The sequence below is a fragment of the Enterobacter sp. 118C5 genome (assembly GCF_034107645.1).
Taxonomy (GTDB): Bacteria; Pseudomonadota; Gammaproteobacteria; order Enterobacterales; family Enterobacteriaceae; genus Enterobacter; species Enterobacter nematophilus.
In genome coordinates this window covers 910836-931756 of record NZ_JAWNEU010000001.1, presented here as the reverse complement: position 1 = coordinate 931756, position 20921 = coordinate 910836, and the positions used below count along the sequence as shown (strand labels likewise).

General features: G+C 56.7%; 22 protein-coding genes. 6 read left to right on the top strand and 16 right to left on the bottom strand.

The window, feature by feature from the left end; all coding sequences use genetic code 11:
* Positions 1-192: 192 nt before the first annotated feature.
* Positions 193-660: an outer membrane lipoprotein SlyB gene (gene slyB / locus UTO39_RS04350; protein WP_028012906.1), complete on the bottom strand. Its 468-nt coding sequence runs from the start codon at positions 658-660 to the stop codon at positions 193-195.
* A 245-nt stretch (positions 661-905) separates the two neighbouring features.
* Here slyB and anmK point away from each other — a divergent pair, with 245 nt between their 5' ends.
* The 5 genes from anmK (at position 906) to pdxY (ending at position 5488) form a co-directional block, all read left to right on the top strand.
* Entirely contained in the window at positions 906-2030 is a 1125-nt protein-coding gene (gene anmK / locus UTO39_RS04345) for an anhydro-N-acetylmuramic acid kinase (protein WP_320726570.1), read from the top strand.
* A 93-nt stretch (positions 2031-2123) separates the two neighbouring features.
* Positions 2124-2447 carry a C-type lysozyme inhibitor gene (mliC, locus tag UTO39_RS04340; RefSeq protein WP_028012908.1) on the top strand — a complete coding sequence of 108 codons (324 nt, stop codon included), beginning with the start codon at positions 2124-2126 and terminating at the stop codon, positions 2445-2447.
* Between the two features lie 57 nt (positions 2448-2504).
* Complete coding sequence (gene pdxH / locus UTO39_RS04335) at positions 2505-3161, top strand: pyridoxamine 5'-phosphate oxidase (RefSeq protein WP_320726569.1); 657 nt, start codon at positions 2505-2507, stop codon at positions 3159-3161.
* A gap of 125 nt (positions 3162-3286) precedes the next feature.
* Positions 3287-4561 carry a tyrosine--tRNA ligase gene (tyrS, locus tag UTO39_RS04330; RefSeq protein ID WP_023311370.1) on the top strand — a complete coding sequence of 425 codons (1275 nt, stop codon included), beginning with the start codon at positions 3287-3289 and terminating at the stop codon, positions 4559-4561.
* 66 nt (positions 4562-4627) lie between these two features.
* Positions 4628-5488 carry a pyridoxal kinase PdxY gene (gene pdxY / locus UTO39_RS04325; RefSeq protein WP_320726568.1) on the top strand — a complete coding sequence of 287 codons (861 nt, stop codon included), beginning with the start codon at positions 4628-4630 and terminating at the stop codon, positions 5486-5488.
* 60 nt (positions 5489-5548) lie between these two features.
* On the opposite strand, the gene gstA is transcribed toward pdxY, so the two are convergent.
* The 12 genes from gstA to blr form a co-directional block, all read right to left on the bottom strand.
* Complete coding sequence (gstA, locus tag UTO39_RS04320; protein ID WP_151413264.1) at positions 5549-6154, bottom strand: glutathione transferase GstA; 606 nt, start codon at positions 6152-6154, stop codon at positions 5549-5551.
* A 105-nt stretch (positions 6155-6259) separates the two neighbouring features.
* Entirely contained in the window at positions 6260-7768 is a 1509-nt protein-coding gene (gene dtpA / locus UTO39_RS04315; RefSeq protein ID WP_320726567.1) for a dipeptide/tripeptide permease DtpA, read from the bottom strand.
* 601 nt (positions 7769-8369) lie between these two features.
* Complete coding sequence (nth, locus tag UTO39_RS04310; RefSeq protein ID WP_320726566.1) at positions 8370-9005, bottom strand: endonuclease III; 636 nt, start codon at positions 9003-9005, stop codon at positions 8370-8372.
* Positions 9002-9688 carry an electron transport complex subunit E gene (locus UTO39_RS04305; protein WP_320726565.1) on the bottom strand — a complete coding sequence of 229 codons (687 nt, stop codon included), beginning with the start codon at positions 9686-9688 and terminating at the stop codon, positions 9002-9004. The genes nth and UTO39_RS04305 overlap by 4 nt, the downstream gene beginning before the upstream one ends.
* Before the next feature lie 2 nt (positions 9689-9690).
* Positions 9691-10311 (bottom strand): electron transport complex subunit RsxG, encoded by a 621-nt coding sequence (gene rsxG, locus UTO39_RS04300; RefSeq protein WP_320726564.1) that lies wholly within the window; start codon positions 10309-10311, stop codon positions 9691-9693.
* Positions 10312-10321: 10 nt separating this feature from the next.
* Positions 10322-11374, bottom strand: coding sequence for an electron transport complex subunit RsxD (gene rsxD / locus UTO39_RS04295; protein WP_320726563.1), 1053 nt, complete (start codon positions 11372-11374; stop codon positions 10322-10324).
* Positions 11375-13303, bottom strand: coding sequence for an electron transport complex subunit RsxC (gene rsxC / locus UTO39_RS04290; protein WP_320726562.1), 1929 nt, complete (start codon positions 13301-13303; stop codon positions 11375-11377).
* Complete coding sequence (rsxB, locus tag UTO39_RS04285; protein ID WP_061098411.1) at positions 13296-13874, bottom strand: electron transport complex subunit RsxB; 579 nt, start codon at positions 13872-13874, stop codon at positions 13296-13298. Before rsxB ends, rsxC begins: the two co-directional genes overlap by 8 nt.
* The gene (gene rsxA / locus UTO39_RS04280; protein ID WP_014883581.1) at positions 13874-14455 is read right to left on the bottom strand and encodes an electron transport complex subunit RsxA; all 582 of its coding nucleotides are present in this window, start codon (positions 14453-14455) and stop codon (positions 13874-13876) included. Before rsxA ends, rsxB begins: the two co-directional genes overlap by 1 nt.
* 76 nt (positions 14456-14531) lie before the next feature.
* Positions 14532-14972: a DUF2569 domain-containing protein gene (locus UTO39_RS04275; protein WP_151413875.1), complete on the bottom strand. Its 441-nt coding sequence runs from the start codon at positions 14970-14972 to the stop codon at positions 14532-14534.
* A gap of 86 nt (positions 14973-15058) precedes the next feature.
* Complete coding sequence (ydgT, locus tag UTO39_RS04270; protein ID WP_013096896.1) at positions 15059-15274, bottom strand: transcription modulator YdgT; 216 nt, start codon at positions 15272-15274, stop codon at positions 15059-15061.
* A gap of 233 nt (positions 15275-15507) precedes the next feature.
* Positions 15508-15633 (bottom strand): division septum protein Blr, encoded by a 126-nt coding sequence (gene blr, locus UTO39_RS04265; protein ID WP_168733269.1) that lies wholly within the window; start codon positions 15631-15633, stop codon positions 15508-15510.
* 241 nt (positions 15634-15874) lie between these two features.
* Between blr and UTO39_RS04260 the strand changes: the two genes are divergently transcribed.
* Positions 15875-16915 carry an oxidoreductase gene (locus UTO39_RS04260; protein WP_320726561.1) on the top strand — a complete coding sequence of 347 codons (1041 nt, stop codon included), beginning with the start codon at positions 15875-15877 and terminating at the stop codon, positions 16913-16915.
* Positions 16916-16958: 43 nt separating this feature from the next.
* Here the strand turns inward: UTO39_RS04260 and add are convergent, their stop codons facing one another.
* The 3 genes from add to malX form a co-directional block, all read right to left on the bottom strand.
* Positions 16959-17960: an adenosine deaminase gene (add, locus tag UTO39_RS04255; RefSeq protein ID WP_061098408.1), complete on the bottom strand. Its 1002-nt coding sequence runs from the start codon at positions 17958-17960 to the stop codon at positions 16959-16961.
* 96 nt (positions 17961-18056) lie between these two features.
* Positions 18057-19229 carry a MalY/PatB family protein gene (locus tag UTO39_RS04250; RefSeq protein ID WP_320726560.1) on the bottom strand — a complete coding sequence of 391 codons (1173 nt, stop codon included), beginning with the start codon at positions 19227-19229 and terminating at the stop codon, positions 18057-18059.
* 48 nt (positions 19230-19277) lie between these two features.
* A complete protein-coding gene (gene malX / locus UTO39_RS04245) occupies positions 19278-20870 on the bottom strand; it encodes a maltose/glucose-specific PTS transporter subunit IIBC (RefSeq protein ID WP_061098406.1) in 1593 nt (530 codons plus the stop codon).
* Positions 20871-20921: the final 51 nt, after the last annotated feature.

Genomic DNA, 20921 nt, shown 5'->3' with positions numbered 1-20921 from the left:
TTTTACAAAATTAAAATGAAATAGGGTGAGGTAGTTGCGAAGAGTCTAATCAATTAAAGCAATAAATACTTTGCGCGGGAACAATATACGGCGGGATTAATAATAGATGGAATAAATATATATTGTAAATATATTCACGAGAATTATATATTTTGTAAGTGGATGTGGCCGGATGACCACATCCATCTTTAATTAACGCGGGGAAACGGTAACCTGGCTACCGTTGCTTGCCAGCACAACGCGCTGACCGGCGGAGAAGCGGGTATTGCCCTGTTTCTGAACCACCATAATGGTGCTGCCGTCGTCTTTACGAATTTCCAGCTCTACGCCCTGGGTTTTGTTCATCGCGCCCTGAACGCCCTGGCCCGCGACGCCACCCGCTACAGCGCCCGCTGCGGTCGCCAGAGAACGGCCCGTGCCGCCGCCAACGGTATTACCCAGGAAACCACCCAGTACAGCACCGCCGATTGCGCCCATCACGTTGTTTTCATCACCACCCTGAATTTGTACAGGACGGGCGTTAACAACGGTACCGTAAGTCACGCTCTGAACCTGTTTTGCTTCAGAAGCGCTGTAAACGTCGCCAGACAGCGAGCTGTCGTTCACACAGCCAGCCAGGGTTAAACCAATCAGCGAAACGCCCAGTACACGTACAATCATTTGAATCTCCTGTTCACCAAAAACGCCTATCTGGAGGCATCCGTTATGGCTAAATTATATGGCATAAAGGGCCATAGTTCATATCTTTGCACTAACAATAAGAAAATTGTACTTGAATTTGACTTAACGAGACATAAACAGGATCCGCCCGGCGACATTGTTAAAAAATATTATCGTCGGATGGCAAAGGAGCGCTGTTTATGGTTGAGTGGATATCCTTAGCCCACGCAACGTAAGGAAAGCGCATGAAATCGGGTCGCTACATTGGTGTGATGTCGGGCACCAGCCTGGATGGGGTAGATGTCGTTCTGGCCGCCATTGACGAACACATGGTGGCACAGCAGGCGAGCCTGACCTGGCCAATCCCCCTTTCGCTGAAAGAGGACATTCTGAGCATTTGTCAGGGGCAGCAGTTAACCCTCTCCCAGCTTGGTCAACTGGATGTTCGGCTGGGGGCGCTGTTTGCGGATGCTGTGCAGGCGTTAATGCAAAAAGAACATCTTCGTCCCCAGGATGTGGTCGCTATCGGGTGTCACGGACAAACCGTCTGGCATGAGCCGACGGGCGATGCGCCGCATACGTTGCAAATCGGCGATAACAACCAGATTGTGGCGAAGACAGGCGTAACGGTCGTCGGGGATTTTCGTCGCCGCGATATTGCGCTAGGCGGCCAGGGCGCGCCGCTGGTGCCTGCTTTCCATCAGGCGTTGCTGGCGCACCCTTCAGAACGCCGCATGGTACTCAACATTGGCGGGATTGCTAACCTCTCGATGCTTATTCCGGGGCAGCCCGTTCGCGGCTACGACACCGGTCCGGGAAATATGTTAATGGATGCCTGGATCTGGCGGCAGTGCGGTCAACCGTATGATAAAAACGCCGATTGGGCGAGCGAGGGTAAAGTGGTTCTCCCGCTGCTGCAGTCCATGCTCAGCGACCCTTATTTTGCCTTACCGGCGCCGAAAAGCACGGGACGGGAATACTTCAACTTTGGCTGGCTTGAGCGCCAGCTGGCGCTGTTCCCGGCTCTCGCCCCGCAGGACGTCCAGGCGACGCTTGCAGAATTAACGGCCGTGTCGATCTCTGAGCAAGTACTGCTCAGCGGCGGCTGCGAACGCCTGCTGGTGTGCGGCGGGGGAAGCCGAAACCCGCTGGTGATGGCGCGTCTTGCCGGGCTGCTGCCGGGCACCGAGGTGACCACGACGGACGAGGCCGGCATCAGCGGTGATGATATGGAAGCGCTGGCCTTCGCCTGGCTTGCCTGGCGCACCATCGCCGGGCTGCCGGGCAATTTGCCGTCGGTGACCGGCGCGCGCGAGGCCAGCGTCCTCGGGGCGATTTTCCCGGCTAATCCTCGTCATAATAAGAGTTAACTGAAATTCAGCGCGGCGTCTCGTTGTTAGAATGGAATAAAACAGGAGGGCAGCCATGCCCTCCAGGACCAGGAAAGTCTTCGGAATACGCCCATGAAAAAACTTCTTCTTATTGCCGCGCCTTTATTGCTGTCAGGATGCAGCGTCTACAACCAGTTCCTTGAGCGCATGCAGACCGATACCCTGGAGTATCGCTGCGATGAAAAACCGCTGACCGTGAAGCTGAATAACCCGCGTCAGGAAGCCAGCTTCGTCTACGACAATAAGCTGCTGACCCTTAAGCAGGGTATCTCGGCCTCCGGAGCGCGTTATTCGGACGGCATCTATGTCTTCTGGTCGAAGGGCGACAGCGCCACGGTCTACAAACGCGATCGCATTGTGCTGAACAACTGCCAGCTTGAAAATCCGAAGCGTTGAGATTTTTACAGGGGCGGCGCACAATAGCGCCACCCAATCTCAAGATCAGCTAACGCCATGTCAGATAACGATGAACTGCAGCAAATTGCGCATCTGCGCCGTGAATACACCAAAGGCGGCCTGCGTCGCCAGGATCTTCCCGCTGAACCCCTCGTGCTCTTTGAACGCTGGCTGAAACAGGCCTGCGACGCGAAGCTGGCCGACCCAACGGCCATGGTCGTCGCGACGGTAGATGAAAACGGTCAACCGTATCAGCGCATCGTCTTGCTTAAGCATTACGACGAGAAAGGGCTGGTGTTCTATACCAATTTGGGCAGCCGCAAGGCGCACCACTTAGAAAATAATCCGCGCATCAGCCTGCTGTTTCCGTGGCACATGCTTGAACGTCAGGTGATGGTCACCGGCAAAGCGGAACGTCTCTCGACCCTTGAGGTGGTGAAGTATTTCCACAGCCGCCCGCGCGACAGCCAGATTGGCGCCTGGGTGTCAAAACAGTCCAGCCGGATCTCTGCCCGCGGCGTGCTGGAAAGTAAATTCCTGGAGCTGAAACAGAAGTTCCAGCAGGGGGAAATCCCGCTGCCGAGCTTCTGGGGCGGCTTCCGCATTCCGATTGAGCAGATGGAATTCTGGCAGGGCGGTGAGCATCGCCTGCACGACCGCTTTTTATACGAGCGCGAGAATGGCGGCTGGAAAATCGACAGACTGGCCCCGTAATCCCCGAAATTTGTTGATTTAAGCGCTAGCGCACACCGCGCTTGCGCTTTATTCTATGGTCCTTTCGCATCAGGCGAAAAGTCGTGTACCGGCAAAGGTGCAGTCGTTTATACATGGAGAATTTGATGGCAAGCAGTAACTTGATTAAACAATTGCAAGAGCGGGGCCTCGTGGCTCAGGTGACGGACGAGGAAGCGTTAGCAGAGCGACTGGCGCAAGGCCCGATCGCGCTCTATTGCGGCTTCGATCCCACCGCTGACAGCTTGCATTTGGGGCATCTTGTTCCATTGTTATGCCTGAAACGCTTCCAGATGGCGGGCCATAAGCCTGTTGCCCTGGTGGGCGGCGCGACCGGTCTGATTGGTGACCCGAGCTTTAAAGCCGCGGAGCGTAAGCTGAATACCGAAGATACCGTGCAGGAGTGGGTCGATAAGATCCGCAAACAGGTTGCACCGTTCCTCGACTTCAACTGTGGTGATAACTCTGCCATTGCTGCTAACAACTACGACTGGTTTGGCAGCATGAACGTGCTGACCTTCCTGCGTGACATCGGTAAGCACTTCTCTGTTAACCAGATGATTAACAAAGAAGCGGTCAAGCAGCGTCTGAACCGTGACGATCAGGGTATCTCCTTTACCGAGTTCTCCTACAACCTGCTGCAGGGCTATGATTTTGCCTGCCTGAACAAGCTGCACGGCGTCTCTCTGCAGATCGGCGGCTCTGACCAGTGGGGGAATATCACCTCCGGTATCGACCTGACCCGTCGTCTGCATCAGAACCAGGTCTTCGGCCTGACCGTTCCACTGATCACCAAAGCAGACGGCACCAAATTCGGTAAAACCGAAGGCGGCGCGGTGTGGCTCGATCCGAAGAAAACCAGCCCGTACAAATTCTACCAGTTCTGGATCAACACGGCGGATGCCGATGTTTACCGCTTCCTGAAGTTCTTCACCTTCATGGACATTGCAGAGATCAATGCGCTGGAAGAGGAAGATAAGAACAGCGGTAAGGCACCGCGTGCCCAGTACGTGCTGGCGGACGAAGTGACCAAACTGGTTCATGGTGAAGAAGGCCTGGCCGCGGCAAAACGCATCACCGCAAGCCTGTTCAACGGTACGCTGAGCGATCTGAGCGAAGCGGACTTCGAACAGCTGGCGCAGGACGGCGTGCCGATGGTTGAGATGGAAAAAGGGGCTGACCTGATGCAGGCGCTGGTGGACTCTGAGCTGCAGCCGTCTCGCGGTCAGGCGCGTAAAACCATCGCCTCCAACGCTATTACCATCAACGGTGAAAAGCAGGCTGACCCGGAATACACCTTCGTTGACGGCGATCGTCTGTATGGCCGCTACACGCTGCTGCGCCGCGGTAAGAAAAACTACTGTCTGGTCTGCTGGAAATAAGTAAAAGTCTTCAGGGGCGTGGGAAACCACGCCCTTTTTGTTTGTTCAGGGTTTGGTAAGAAAAAGATGAAGAACATCCTCGCCATTCAGTCCCACGTTGTGTTTGGACATGCTGGCAATAGCGCAGCGGAATTCCCGATGCGCCGCCTCGGTGCCAACGTCTGGCCGCTCAATACCGTGCAGTTCTCTAACCACACGCAATATGGTAAATGGACCGGCTGCGTAATGCCGCCTTCGCACCTCACGGACGTTGTGCAGGGTATTGCAGATATCGACCAGCTCAAGCGCTGCGACGCCGTTCTGAGCGGCTACCTCGGCTCAGCGGAGCAGGGGGAACATATCCTCGGCATCGTGCGTCAGGTGAAAGCGGCAAACCCGGCGGCAAAATACTTCTGCGACCCGGTTATGGGTCACCCGGAGAAAGGCTGCATCGTGGCGCCTGGCGTAGCGGAATTTCACGTTCGCCATGCGCTGCCCGCCAGCGATATCATTGCGCCCAACCTGATTGAGCTTGAGATCCTCTGCGAGCATCCGGTTAACAGCGTAGAAGAGGCTGTAAGCGCGTCTCGCGAGCTGATAGCCCAGGGGCCGGAGATTATGCTGGTAAAACATCTCGCCCGCGCAGGGCTGACCCAGGAGCGTTTTGAGATGCTGCTGGTGACGAAAGATGACGCATGGCATATCAGCCGGCCGCTGGTGGATTTCGGCGCGCGTCAGCCAGTGGGCGTGGGTGATGTGACCAGCGGACTGCTGCTGGTGAAGCTGCTGCAGGGTGCAACGGTGAGAGACGCGCTGGAGCACGTTACGGCAGCGGTGTACGAAATTATGATTGCGACGAAAGAGATGCAGGAATATGAGCTGCAGGTGGTCGCGGCCCAGGATCGCATCGCGAAGCCGGAGCATTATTTCAGCGCCACACGATTATAATCGTCCAGAGTTCGCAGGCCGGGTAAGCGTCAGCGCCACCCGGCAATACAGACGGCTCGTTTAATTCAACCCTTCCGCTTTTAGCGCCGCAGCCACCGCTGGACGCTCCGCCACGCGCGCCATATACGATGCGATGTGGTCCAACCCTTCCAGGTTCAGCTTAACCGCACGCGCCCAGCGCAGTACGGTAAACAGGTACGCGTCGGCAATGGTGAAGCGTGAACCGCAAATCCACTGATCGTCCTTCAGCGATTCATTCACGAACTGCAGCTTTTTCTCCAGCAGGGCTCGCACGGTCGGCTTGTACTCTTCCGGCGTATCCGGGCGGAACAGGGGGGTAAAACCTTTGTGCAGCTCGGTGGCGATATAGTTCAGCCACTCCAGCGTTTTATAACGTGCGACGCTGCCGGTAGGGGCAAGGAGCTGGCGATCCGGTACGTTGTCCGCCAGGAATTGCATAATCGCCACGCCTTCGGTCAGCAAAGTACCGTCATCCAGCAGCAGGGCCGGAACCTGCCCTTTAGGGTTAATCGCAAAAAAGTCATCCCCGTTTTCCAGGCGCTTTTTCATCAGATCAACGCCATCCAGCGTGAAATCCTTGCCGCTCTCGCGCAGGGTGATATGGGAAGCAAGAGAGCACGCGCCCGGTTTGTAGAACAGTTTCATCGGTAACTCCTTTTTGCTGAGGTTTCAGCTATGTTAGTGCGCGAAGGAACAAAAAAAAAGCCGCTAAAATCTTAGCGGCTTCTGTTCAGTCGTTTCTCTCAGATATCACGCGGTAGCGGTTTTGTTCGCTTCCGCGGTCTTGTCGTCGTCCTGAGTCATTCGATTCAGTTTCGGCGCGGTCAGCAGCATCAGCGCCGCGATAACCGCCGTAGCGATACCAATCTGCATGAACACGGTACCGTAGACGTTCAGGGAGACCAGTGGATCGGTCACGTTTTCCGGCACCGCCATCAGGTTCGCAATCTTACCGGCGATGATCGCCGCACCGGCAGTGGTCAGGAACCAGCTACCCATAATGAAGCCCATCAGACGCTGAGGAACCAGCTGTGCAACCATCGCCAGACCCAGACCGGAGATCATCAGTTCGCCGATAGACTGCAGCGCGTAGCTCAGGATCAGCCAGTTAACGGACACGATACCCGCGTCAGTGGCAAATTTGGCACCCAGCGGCAGCACCAGGAACGCGCCGGAGCACAGCACCATACCGATTGCGAACTTGTGCGGCATTGGCAGACGGTCGCCCATCTTGTTATAGATAGCGGCCAGGATTGGGCTACCGATCATGATCCAGAACGGGTTCAGCGCCTGATACTGCTCCGGCTCGAACGCGATGCCCAGGATAGAGTGCTCAACGTTACGAATAGCGAAGAAGTTCAGAGAGGTTGGCATCTGGCTGTACAGCACGAAGAAGATAATCGCTTCCAGCATCAGAATGAACGCCACAATCATCTTACGACGGGCTGCACCCTGCATAGCGAACGCTTCTTTCGCGAAGATGACCACGATACCCAGCGCAACCACGCCCAGAACGGCACGAGCGATACCCTGGTTGTGCAGCAGCCAGGTGGCGATCGCCGCCAGGACGACAACGCCCACGATGGTGGCCAGCAGCTTGCCCATGTGGACAGGCTCGAAATCAGGTTTTGAACCGTAGTCTTTTACCCAGCTGCGGCAGAACAGGAAGTTTACCACGGTGATCAGCATACCCACGAAGCTCAGCGCAAACGCCACGCTCCAGCCGAATTTCGCCGCCAGCCATGGGGTTGCCAGCATGGAGAAGAAGGAACCAATGTTGATGGACATGTAGTACATGGTAAATGCACCGTCCAGACGTGGGTCATCTTTGCTGTAGCAGGTTGAGAGCAGGGAAGACGGGTTTGCTTTGAACAGACCGTTACCCACGGCGATGGTTGCCATGCCCATATAGACCACAGCCGCATCATGCCCTGACCATGCAACCAGACCATAGCCAATAGCCAGAACAATGGCGCCCAGCATAATGACGCGCTTAGTACCCAGAACTTTATCGCCCAGCCAGCCGCCGATAGCAACCAGACCGTAGACGAGGGCACTGAAGGAGGAGAACAGCGTGATGGAATCGGCTTCGGACATACCCAGCTGTTTAACCAGGTAAACCGCCATGATCCCTTGCAGGCCGTAGTAACCAAAACGCTCCCATAACTCGATAGAGAAGATGAGATAAAACGCTTTCGGTTGTTTAAAAGCGTTCAGACTCACGCTTTCATCTGTTGGTTTATTGTTTGCAGTCGACACATATACCTCTTTTTTTACATCCCATATTAACGGGGGTGTTCATAGCGTGATGGCCGTAGCCCATCCGCCTTATAGTTATATTGGGAGGAGAAACGGCGGGTAATGTTCACTATCCTGCCCCGTCTGGCAATACGTTTGTAATAATCTGTTACATATATCTGGGGCGGTATAATCGTCGGTTTCTGCAAATGTTATTCAGCGTTAAATTTTATACGATAACTAAAGGTAGTTTTTTCGACTGGGATCTACCCTGGTGGACAGGCTTTTGGCGATATGTTCTGCTATTTGCCGTCTGTTGCAGTGATATAGCCCATAATCTGAAAAATAGCTGGTCTTATCTTCCGGGTAAACTCGGTTATATCTTGCCCGGCAAAGGGTTTGCGATGACTTTGACAACAAAAAAACAACATGACGTTATCAGAGTGATCGGGATCACAGATATATAGAAATTTTTGGCAATGAAAAAAGTATTAACCTGTTTGAGCGTTATAGAGCCGAAGAAGTGACGCGTCAGAGGATGCAAAAGGCGGATGAATTATGGTCAGGAGAAGGGTTTCTGGAAGGCCTTCTCCTGGTGTGGAAATATGATTGCGGATAAAAGTCAGGGATAAACTTTTTCTTTATATTCGCAGAGATCTTCAATAATGCAGGAGCCGCAGCGCGGCTTTCGGGCTATGCAGGTATAACGACCGTGCAGAATAAGCCAGTGATGGCAGTCAACCTTGAATTCGGCAGGGACCACTTTTAACAGCTTCTCTTCAACCTGCTCGACATTTTTCCCTGGGGCGAAGTTGGTCCGGTTTGAGACGCGGAATATATGCGTATCCACGGCGATGGTCGGCCAGCCAAATGCGGTATTGAGCACAACGTTCGCGGTTTTACGCCCCACGCCCGGCAAGGCTTCCAGCGCGGCGCGATCTTCCGGCACTTCGCCTCCGTGCTGTTCCAGCAGGATCCGGCAGGTCTTAATGACGTTCTCCGCCTTGCTGTTAAACAGGCCGATGGTTTTGATATAAGACTTAACGCCCTCCACGCCCAGCCCCAGCATCGCCTTTGGCGTATTGGCGACCGGATAGAGCAGGGCAGTGGCTTTGTTGACGCTCACATCGGTCGCCTGCGCAGAGAGCAGCACCGCGATCAGCAGCTCAAACGGAGAGGTAAAATTCAGCTCCGTCGTCGGGTGCGGGTTCTCGTCCCGCAGACGGGTCAGGATCGCAATGCGCTTATCTTTATTCATGAAGCCTTCTCGGGTGTCCCTTCCAGAACGCTGCGCTCTGCCGCGCGGCGCTTACGTTTTTCATCAATCAGGTATTTTACCGCCAGCATCATGCCAAGGCCAATAAACGCGCCAGGCGGCAGCATCGCCAGCAGGAATGGCGTGTCGGTGTGGAACACTTCGGTGCGCAGCACTTTGGCCCAGCCTCCCAGCAGCGCATCTGCGCCGTCGAAGAGCGTCCCGTTGCCCAGAATTTCACGCACTGAGCCGAGGACGAACATGGCGGCAGTCGCGCCCATACCGATGGAAAACCCATCCAGAGCGGAAATGGCCGGGTTGTTTTTTACCGCGAAAGCCTCAGCGCGGCCGACCACGATACAGTTGGTCACGATAAGCGGAATAAAAATCCCGAGCGACTGGTACAGGCCAAACGCGTAAGCGTTGATAAGCATCTGCACGACGCTTACCACTGACGCAATGATCATCACGTAAATCGGAATACGGATTTCCGACGGCGTCCAGCGGCGCAAAACGGAGATAGAGAAGTTGGTCAGGGTCAGCACCAGCGTGGTCGCCAGGCCCAGCCCGAGCGCGTTGGTAGCGGTAGATGTCACCGCCAGCAGCGGACAGAGCCCAAGCAGCTGTACCAGCGCGGAGTTATTCTTCCACAACCCCTGGACAATAACCTCTTTAACCTGGCTCATGATCACTCCTCACAGGCCGGAAGATTGTTGATTTGCGCGGGCAGCGTTTCGGCATACAGCCCGGCGCGTTTTACGGCGTTTACCACCGCCCGCGGCGTGATGGTTGCGCCCGTGAACTGGTCAAACTCGCCGCCGTCTTTCTTCACCGCAAATGCCGTGTCGTCTTCGCCGTGGATGACTTTACCGGCAAAGTGCAAAATCCAGTCGCTCAGACGGGTTTCGATTTTATCGCCCAGGCCCGGCGTTTCATGATGCTGCGTGACGCGGGTCCCGAGAACGGTACCGGAAAAATCGCTGCCCACGAGCAGCTGTATGGCGCCAGAGTAACCGTCAGGCGCCGTGGCTTCCATTACCGCGCCTACCGGCTTATCCCCTTTACGGGCGATAAAGACGCGATGCGCGCCTTTTCCAAGCTGCGGGGCGTCTACCACAAAGCAGCTTTTTTGCAGGTCATTATCGTAGAAATCGGACGGGATCACCTGGTCGAACAGCGCCTTTTGCTGCTTAAGCGCCTGTTCTTCAATGGTTGCTTTGGTCAAGGCATTAACCAGTGCCGTCAGCCCCGTCAGAACCGCGGCGAAGACAGCCAGCGTGACGCCGTGTTTTTGCATCGTTTTTAACATGGCGAAACCCTTAGCGATGGCCGTACACGCGGGGCCGCGTGTAATAGTCGATGAGCGGAACGGTAATATTGGCGAGCAGGACGGCAAACGCGACGCCGTCCGGATAACCGCCGAAGCTGCGGATTAGCCAGACCAGCAACCCTGCCAGCGCGCCGAAGATCAGGCGACCGCGGTTGGTGGTGGAGGCCGTCACCGGATCCGTCAGTATAAAGAATGCGCCTAACATGGTCGCGCCGGAGAGCAGATGAATCTGCGGGCTGGCCAGTGATTCAGGAGAGACGATCCAGCCCAGCGTGGCGCAGAATGCCAGCGTCACGAGGAAGCTGACCGGAATATGCCAGCGAATGGCCTTCTGCTGCAGCAGGAACAGCCCGCCCAGCAGATACGCCAGGTTGACCCACTGCCAGCCCGCGCCCGCCAGCATGCCGCTGTAGATGGCGGATTTCATGATCTGCTCAACGCTGTGCCCGGCGTGCAGGGACGTTTTGAACGTATCGAGCGGCGTCGCCTGGCTGATACCGTCCACGCCCATACGCAGCGCGTTCATATCCGCGCCCAGCGCCGTATGGCCGGTAAAGATCACCTGCAAAGCATCCACAAAGCCCGGAACCGTGGCCGCAATTTCGTGCGGCGGGAGCCAACTGGTCATCTGCACCGGGAAGGAGATCAGCAGCACCACGTAGCCGATCATCGCCGGGTTAAACGGGTTATGACCGAGGCCGCCATAGAGCTGTTTGGCAATAATCACGGCAAACACGGTGCCGAGCACCACCATCCACCACGGGGCAAGCGGGGGAATGCTGATGGTCAGCAGCAGGCCGGTCAGCAGCGCGGAGTTGTCGGCCAGGATGCGGGAAACCGCCATCTTGCGCAGCTTCAGCACGAGGGCTTCCGCCGCGACGGCGCTGGCGCATCCCAGAGCTATCTGGAACAGGGTTCCCCAGCCGAAAAACCAGCACTGAACGGCAATGCCCGGCAGCGCGGCCAGGCAGACCAGCATCATAATGCGCGAGGTCTGACGCTGGTTATGGGTGTAGGGGGAACTTGCGATTCTGAAAACCATTTAATCCTCGTTTACGGCTTGCTGTGCGGCTTTCTTCGCCTGAACGCGCGCGATCGCGGCCGCGACGGCGGCCTTGCGCGGGTCGTCGTTTGCGGCCTGCGGCTGCTCTTCCTGCTGCGCCGCTTTGCGCGCTTTGGCGCGGGCGATGGCCGCTTCAACGGCGGCTTTACGCGGGTCGACCGGTACTTCGGGTTCTGCGGCAGGCGTCTGCTGCGCTGCTTTGCGCGCTTTAGCGCGGGCGATGGCCGCTTCAACGGCCGCTTTGCGTGGATCGATTTCAGCTTCCGGCTGCGCCGTTTGCGCTTTTTCCGCCTGACGGGCGCGGGCCGCTGCCTTGCGCGCTTCGCGGGCGGCAATCGCTTCGCTGTTATCCGGTTTATCACCGGCCTGGATCACCAGCGTCTGGGCGGCATTGGCTTTTTTCTCGCGAACGCGCGCCAGTGCGGCGTTGATTGCATCCTGATCTTTCCCGGCAGGCTGAACGGCGGCCTGCTTATGACGTTCCTGACGGGCCATCTTCTCACGTTCGAGACGCGCCTGACGCGCTTCGAAACGTGCCTTGGCTTCCGCGGCGCGTTTCTCTTCCATGGAGATGGCATAAATTTCGGCCTTCTCCTGGCGGAAGTACTGCACCAGCGGAATGTTGCTTGGGCAGACCCAGGCGCAGGCACCGCATTCGATGCAGTCGGCCAGGTTATGGGCTTTTGCTTTATCGTGCAGCTGGCCTTTGCTGTACCAGTACAGCTGCTGCGGGAGGAGATCCGCCGGGCAGGCGTCGGCACAGGCGCTGCAGCGGATGCAGCCTTTCTCTTCCTGCTCTTCCCCCATTTCGGTTGGGGAAGGGGCGAGCAGGCAGTTGGTGATTTTCACCACCGGGACATCGAGCCACGGCAGAGTAAAGCCCATCAGCGGGCCGCCCATGATCACCATCTGGTCGCTGGCCGGGCAAAATTCAGCCTGTTCCAGCAGATGGCGCACCGGCGTGCCGAGGCGCGCCCAGACGTTACCCGGACGAGAAACTGACCCTCCGGTCAGCGTTACCACGCGCTCGGTCAACGGCTCGCCGTCAATCACCGCACGCTTGACGGCGTAAGCGGTTCCGACGTTTTGCATCAGCACGCCGATATCCGACGAGCGTCCGCCGTGCGGCACCTGCTTTCCGGTGAGGATTTGCGTCAGCTGCTTTGCGCCGCCAGAGGGGTACTTGGTCGGGATAACGCGCAGGGCGATATCATGGCTACCGGCCAGCACGGCGCGCAGCATCGAGATAGCCTGCGGTTTATTGTCTTCGATACCAATCAGCACTTCTCGCGGCTGCAAGATGTGGGCGAGGATGCGGATGCCTTCCACCACCTGGGCGGCACAGTCCTGCATCAGACGATCGTCTGCGGTGATATACGGCTCGCACTCGGCGGCATTGATAATCAGCGTCTGAATCTTATCGCCGCCGCCGCTCAGCTTGACGCCGGTCGGGAAGCCCGCGCCGCCAAGCCCCGCGACGCCGAACTGATGGATACGTTCGATAAGCGCGTCGCGGCTCTGGCTGCGGTAGTCGCTCCAGCCGTCACGGTCAATCCAGCGATCTTCACCGTCGGCTTCAATAATCACGCTCAGTTCCGACAGCGCGGACGGATGCGCCACCGTATGAGGGGCAATCGCCACCACTTTCCCGGATGTTGGGGCGTGGACCGGCAGCATACGTCCGCGTCCGAAGGTCAGCGGCTGACCGCGCAGCACCGTATCGCCTTCTTTCACGCACAGCTCGCCCTCAGCGCCAATATGCTGCTTGAGCGGCATGACGTAACGCGTCGCCAGCGGAATTTGACGCAGCGGCGTGCCGTTGGACTGGGTTTTCATCTCTGGCGGATGGATACCGCCGTCAAAGTCCCAAATCTTCTCTTTTCTGAAAGCAGAAAATAACTTAAGCATGTTGTTCCACAGGAATATTGCGAACCGGAATGGTTTGAAGATCCCACTTCCAGCTTTCGGTAGTCGTTTCAACCGGGCGCAGCTCTATACATTGCGTCGGGCAGGGGGCCACGCAGAGGTTGCAGCCGGTGCACAGATCCGCCACAACGGTGTGCATGGCGCGGGTCGCGCCAACAATGGCGTCAACCGGGCAGGCCTGAATACATTTGGTGCAGCCGATGCAGTTTGCCTCGTCGATCACGGCAAGGGCGCGAACCGGCTCCTGCGCTTCGGCATCGCCATCTACGGGCTGCGGGTCGACGTTAAGCAGGGCGGCAATTTTCAGCATTACCGCTTCGCCGCCGGGCGCGCAGCGGTTAATTTTTTCACCCTGAATGCCTACCGCTTCAGCGTAAGGGCGGCAGCCCGGGTAGCCGCACTGTCCACACTGACTTTGCGGCAAAAGCTCATCAATTTTCTCAACAACAGGATCGTCCTCTACCGCGAAACGGCGGGAGGCATAGCCCAGGACAAGGCCAAACACCAACCCCAGGACGCTGATAGAGGCGATGGCAATCCAGATAGCACTCATTACAACTTCACCAGACCACTAAAGCCCATAAAGGCCAGAGACATTAAACCCGCGGTCACCAGCGCAATGGCGTTACCGCGAAATGGCGCAGGGATATCCGCTGCCGCCAGACGTTCGCGAATCGACGCGAACAGCACCATAACAAAGGAGAAACCGACGGCGGCGGAAAAACCGTACAGCGCCGACTGCATGAAGTTATGGCCAAGATTGATGTTCAGCAGCGCCACGCCAAGCACCGCGCAGTTGGTGGTGATCAGCGGCAGGAAGATACCCAGCAGGCGGTAGAGCGCCGGGCTGGTTTTACGCACCACCATTTCAGTAAATTGCACCACTACCGCAATGACCAGAATAAACGCCAGCGTCCGGAGATAGATTAACCCCAGCGGGATGAGGATCCAGGTGTCAATCAGCCAGGCGCAGATAGACGCCATCGTCATGACAAAGGTCGTCGCCAGCCCCATGCCCATCGCCGTTTCCAGCTTTTTGGACACGCCCATAAACGGGCACAGGCCAAGGAACTTCACCAGAACGAAGTTGTTAACCAGCACAGTGCCGACAAAGAGCAGTAAGTAATCGGTCATTATTTAGCCTGAAATAAAAAAGCCGCCTATTATCGGACAAACCGGGGCAGGCGACAACAGGTTATCTGTAAGGTTATTACGGGTTCACGAAGGTGTTTTTCACACGCGTTGAACGCTTGAAATAGGGCACCAGCAGCGCCGCAGCCAGTAACGGGAAAAGCAGCTGGCGGACAGCAAGCGCGTCAGACACGGGCGAGAAAGCAAACGCTTTAACCGCCAGCAGAACCGAAATGAGCAGCCAGATTATATAGTGCTTAGGCACACTCTTGCGGCGCTTAAAGAAGGCGATGGTCAGCCACAGGGTGTAGTACCACATCCCAATCGCGAAAACGAACGACACAAACCACATCGCTATATTCAGCACGCTTTGCGACATCAGGGTCTTAATGGCGTGAGGGGTAATCAATGCGGTGGTATAAAGCAGCAGCGCAAGCGATGCGCTTAATAAGGCAACCAGCAGCCATGCCAGTGGGGCGATTAACCAGCCTCCGATGCGTTCTCCAGGCGTTGCGGTCATGAACTCTCCCATTATCTGCGCGAAATGTTGTACAGCCAGTTTGCAGGGCGGAGAGTATATAACATTTCGCGCGGATGGCTACTTTCTTATAAAACGTAACGCCATACGGACTTCGGCACTTCGCCGACGTTGAACAAGCGTCCGCCGGAGACCAGCTCCGCACGGCGATGATCCGCGGCGCGATACATATTGATAATGTCCTGATTATCCGACAGGGTGTAGTTCAGATGGTCAAACAGTTTTTCCAGGCTCTCAAGCGAATTGATCTTGCGAAATTTTAATAAATAGTCCTGAACTGTCATATTAATAATTTTCCATATAAAAGTGAGTAATACCAGTTAAGGTAATTCGGTCGAATAATAAACGGATTAATACAGACGTAAACAGCCCACTCAGATAACGCGACGAAATTAGGAGTTTTCTTTGCTGAAGTTCAGGCACCGAAGGTGATGCCTGGAAGAGAAGGTTAACCGCGTTCACCGGGGCTGGCAATATGAAACTGACACATTATGTCACTCTTTATAGCAGCAACCGGTTACTTAGGATGGGTGACGGCAGCAGGCTCCGGCGGCTGGTAGTTATCAATATGGCTGGCTACGCCGAGCAAAATGACCGAAACCCCAAGAACAATCCATCCCGCTAATTCAATGATTCGATTAATAATTGATGCCATGATTCACTGTTGTAATTTATCCATAAATACAGGGCGCAAATGTTACAGCGCTGTTTCTCTGACGGCAAGCGCTTTGGGGACGATTCCCTTAAACAAAATCAGAAGGTTAATACTATGTAACAAAAATAGCCGCTACAGCCTGCTATTTTAAGCGCCATGGCTCATTATTAATGAGGACAATGCCAGACAGGCCAGTATGAAATAAGAAACGCATAAAGAGGATAACACGATGAGTGATAACATCCGCGTCGGGCTTATAGGCTACGGGTACGCGAGCAAAACGTTTCATGCGCCTCTGATAGCCGGAACGCCGGGAATGGCGCTGGCTGCGGTATCCAGCAGCGACGCCGCCAAAGTTCACGCTGACTGGCCCGCCGTGCCGGTTGTCTCCGAGCCTAAACACCTTTTCAACGATCCGAATATCGATTTAATTGTTATTCCCACCCCGAACGACACGCACTTCCCGCTGGCGAAAGCCGCGCTGGAAGCCGGGAAGCACATCATTGTTGACAAACCCCTCACCGTGACGTTGTCACAGGCGCGTGAGCTGGAGGCGCTGGCGAAAAGCCTGGGCAGAGTGCTGTCCGTTTTCCATAACCGCCGCTGGGACAGCGACTTCCTGACGGTTAAGACACTTATCGGGGAAGGCACGTTAGGGGAGATCGTTTTTTTTGAATCGCACTTTGACCGCTTCCGTCCGCAGGTAAGAAACCGCTGGCGCGAGCAGGCCGGTCCGGGCAGCGGCATCTGGTACGATTTAGCCCCGCATCTGCTGGACCAGGCCGTGAATCTGTTTGGTCTGCCGGTGAGCATGACGGTCGATCTGGCCCAGCTCAGGCCCGGGGCGCAGACAACCGATTACTTCCACGCGGTGTTGAGTTACCCGCAGCGCCGGATTGTGCTGCACGGCACGATGGTCGCAGCCGCGGAATCTACCCGCTTTATCATTCACGGCACGCGCGGGAGCTACGTGAAGTTTGGCCTCGATCCGCAGGAAGACCGGCTTAAAAACGGTGAACGTCTGCCGCAGGAAGACTGGGGCTATGATATGCGCGACGGCGTCGTGACGCGGGCGGAAGGTGAGGAGCTGGTTGAGGAAACCCTGTTAACGATCCCGGGTAACTATCCGGCCTATTATGCAGCCATCCGCGATGCGCTGAACGGAACGGGGGAGAACCCGGTTCCGGCCAGCCAGGCGATCCAGATTATGGAGCTGATTGAGCTGGGGATTGAATCTGCCAAACATCGCGCCACGCTTTGTCTGGCATAATTTTTGTAAGCCGGGTAAGCGCCAGCGCCACCCGGCAGCGGCGTTAACCGCGCGCCACTTTATCCCGCAGCGCCTGCTTCTCTTCAGGCGTAAGGAAGGCTATTTCCAGCCCGTTTACCTGCGCCTGACGGATCTGCTCGCGGCTCAGGCCAGCCTGCGGTGCGGCGATGTTGTACTCGTGGATGATATCCACGCCCTGAACCGCCGGATCGTCCGTGTTCAGCGAGGCCAGCACTCCGTGCTCAAGGAACGTTTTCAGCGGGTGCTGCGCCAGCGTTGCCACTGTGCTGGTCTGAATGTTGGACGTCAGGCACGACTCAATCCCGATACGCTGCTCCGCCAGGAAATCCATCAGGGCGCGATCTTCTACCGCCTTCACGCCGTGGCCGATACGCTCGGCACCCAGTTCGCGGATGGCCTGCCAGATGCTTTCCGGGCCCGCTGCTTCCCCCGCATGCACGGTAATGTGCCAGCCGGCATCGCGCGCGCGGTTGAAGTGGGAGAGGAACAGGCTGCCCGGGAAGCCCAGCTCATCGCCGGCGAGGTCGACGGCGGTGATGGCATCGCGGTGCGCCAGCAGCGCTTCAAGCTCCTGCAGGCAGGCGGCCTCGCCGAACGTGCGGCTCATAATGCCGATCAGGCGGGCCTGAACGTCGAAGGTTTTACACCCTTCGCGGACGCCTTCAATGACGGCCTCCACCACGCCTGCAACGGGCAGGCCGTGGGTCATCGCCATATAGCCCGGCGAGAAGCGCAGCTCGACGTAATGCAGGCCGTTACGCGCCGCATCTTCAATATTCTCAAACGCCACGCGGCGGCAGGCATCCAGCGAGGCCAGCATCTTCACGCCCCAGTCGAGCTTGCTCAGGAAGCTGACCAGGTCCGGTTCATTGGAGGTGACCTGAACGTGTGGGATCAATGACTCAAGCGTCTGAGCGGGAAGCGTTAAGTTGAACTGGCGGCCAAGATCGAGGATGGTTTGGGCACGAATGTTACCGTCAAGGTGACGATGAATATCAGTTAAAGGTAGGCGTGTATCAATCATGGTCGCACTCTTTTCTGGTTAAAGTGCGCCATATTATAAAAACAAAACGGGGTAAAAAGCTATTTGCGCAAGGGAATATTCCGTTGCGCAAACAAATTACAGGAGCGTGTTGATCCCGGCGATGAGGCGCTGAACCCCTTGTTCCAGCTTGCTGCGCGGACAGCCGGCGTTAAGGCGCACGAAGCCGTTGCCCTCTTTTCCGTACGTGTATCCCGGCATGATGGCGACTTTTTGCTGCTCGATCAGCACTTTTTGCAGTGCCCTGTCGTCAACGTTTAGCGGACGCAGGTCAATCCAGGCCAGATAGGTTGCTTCCGGCGGCTGCCAGTTAAGTTTCGGAAAAGCGCTGTTTAATTCCTGCGCGATATACAACAGATTCTCTTCCAGATAGCGCCGCAAGGCGTCCAGCCACGGCTCTCCCTGCTGATAGGCGGCGATATGTGCCGTGAGCGCCAGCACGGAAGGGGAAGAGAGTCCGTCCCGGCCTTTTAGCGCGCTGAGATAGCCGGTACGGCTCTCCTCATCGCCAATCAGGCCGTATGCGCCCGTCAGCGCCGGAATATTAAAGCTTTTCGAGCCGGAGGTGAGAAGCGCCCATTTGCCGCGCGCCACAGCGTTCCACGGGGTGTGGCGATGCGTCCCCCACACCATGTCCATATGAATTTCATCGCTGATTACCGCCACGTCATAGCGTTCGCAAAGCTCGGCCATATGGTTCAATTCTTCAAGAGTCCATACTTTTCCGGTCGGGTTTTGCGGGCTGCACAGCAGCAAAATTTTGTTTTCCGGTTTCGCCAGGGCCGCTTCAAGCGCCGCCATATTGCCCTGCCAGCCAGCCGCCTGCTTTTCCATCTCAACGGGCACAACCTGACGCGCATTGCCTCCAATCGCGTTGTAAAACGCATCGTACGCCGGAGTGTGAACCACCACGCCGTCACCGGGCTTTGACCAGAGGCGAATCAGCTCTGACACCATGTAGATGACGGAAGGGCCATAAACGATGGTTTCTTTATCAATGCGGCTGTTAAAGCGCTGCCGGAACCAGTGCGCAACGGCGGCAAGAAACTCGTCGTTTTTCCAGCGGCTGTAGCCCAGCACGCCGTGGTTGATGCGCTGATGCAGCGCGTCGGTAATGCAGGGGGCGGTGGCGAAATCCATATCCGAAATGGTGAAGGGCAGCAGATCCGCCGCGCCAAAACGGTCGGCGACGTAGTCCCACTGCGTACACCAGGTGCCGTGTCGATCCACGACGGTAGAAAAATCAAACATGACGTTAATCCTTAAAGTAAAACCCCCTCATGAGAGGGGGCTGAGGCATCAGGCTTCTACTGTTCGCATCAGGGTTGCCAGCTCATCTTTCACCGACTGAACCTGCGGGCCGATAACCACCTGCAAATTGTGCTGATTTAACTGTACCACGCCGATGGCCCGGTTGGCTTTCAGGGCGTTGGTATCCACTTTTGACATATCCGCCACCGACAGACGCAGGCGGGTGATGCAGTTATCCAGCGAGGTAATGTTATCCGCACCGCCCAGCGCCGCCAGAATGGCAGGGGTGTTGTACCCGGATTTGCCCACGGTACCGGCCACCGCCTGCTCAACGCTGGTGGCGGTATCGGTATCGCGGCCCGGCGTTTTCAGGTTAAAGCGGGTGATGGCGAAGCGGAAGATACCGTAGTACACCGCGAACCAGATGGCCGCCACGACCGGCACCAGATACCACTTGGTGGACAGGCCGTGCAGGATCCCGAACACCACGAAGTCAATCACGTTGCCGTCGGTGTTGCCGATGGTGACGCCCAGCACCGCCATCACGGTGAAGCCCAGGCCGGTCAGCAGCGCGTGGATGAGATACAGCACCGGCGCAACAAACAGGAACAGGAATTCGATAGGCTCGGTGGTGCCGCCGACGACGCAGGCAATCACGCCGGAGATCAGCAGCCCTTTAATTTTATGACGGTTTTCCGGGCGCGCGCAGTGGTACATTGCCAGCGCGGCGCCCGGCAGGCCGCCGAGGAAGGCCGGCATTTTACCCTGAGACAGGAAGCGGGTGGCGCTTTCGGAGAAGCCGTGGGTAGTCGGGCAGCTCAGCTGCGCCTGGAAGATGGTCAGCGCACCGCTTACGTCGTGACCGCACACCTCCATCGTCCCGCCCGCTTCGGTGAAGCGAATCAGGGCCACCAGGATATGCTGCAGGCCGAACGGCAGCAGCAGACGCTCGCCGGTGCCGAAGATCATCGGACCAAAATCTCCCGCGCCGTTGATGATGCGGCCAATGCCGTTGATGCCCATCGCAAAGACCGGCCAGATCAGCGGAATGATCAGGCCGAACAGACCCATGACAACCAGGGTGACAATCGGCACGAAGCGGGTACCGCCGAAGAAGGCCAGGGCATCCGGCAGGCGGATATTGTGGAAGCGCTCGTGCAGCATCCAGATAATGACCCCGGCGATCACCGCTCCGAGGATCCCGGTATCAATAGACTGGATGCCGATCACGCTCTGAATGTTGTTGGCCTTCAGCACGGCAGCATCGGTTGTCGGCAGAATGCCCTTCGCGGTCAGCCAGAAGTTAACCGCCAGGTTCATCACGGCGTAACCGACAAACCCGGCAAACGCCGCGACGCCTTTGTTCTCGCGGGCCAGACCCAGCGGGATGGCGATGCAGAACATCACGGGCAGGAAGCTAAACGCGAAGGAGCCGACCTTACTCATCCAGATAAAGATCGCCTGCAGCACGGGGGTGCCGAGGAACGGGATCAGCGTGATGACGTCTTTACTGCTCAGCGAGCTGCCGATCCCGAGCATGATCCCGCAGAACGAGAGGAGCGCCACGGGCAGCATAAAGGTTTTACCCAGTTGCTGGAAAAACTCCCACAGCGATATTTTTTGTGCTGCTTTCGCCGTCATAGAACGACTCCTTTATTGTTAAAATCGGTTTGTCTGCTTCAATGCTGCGAG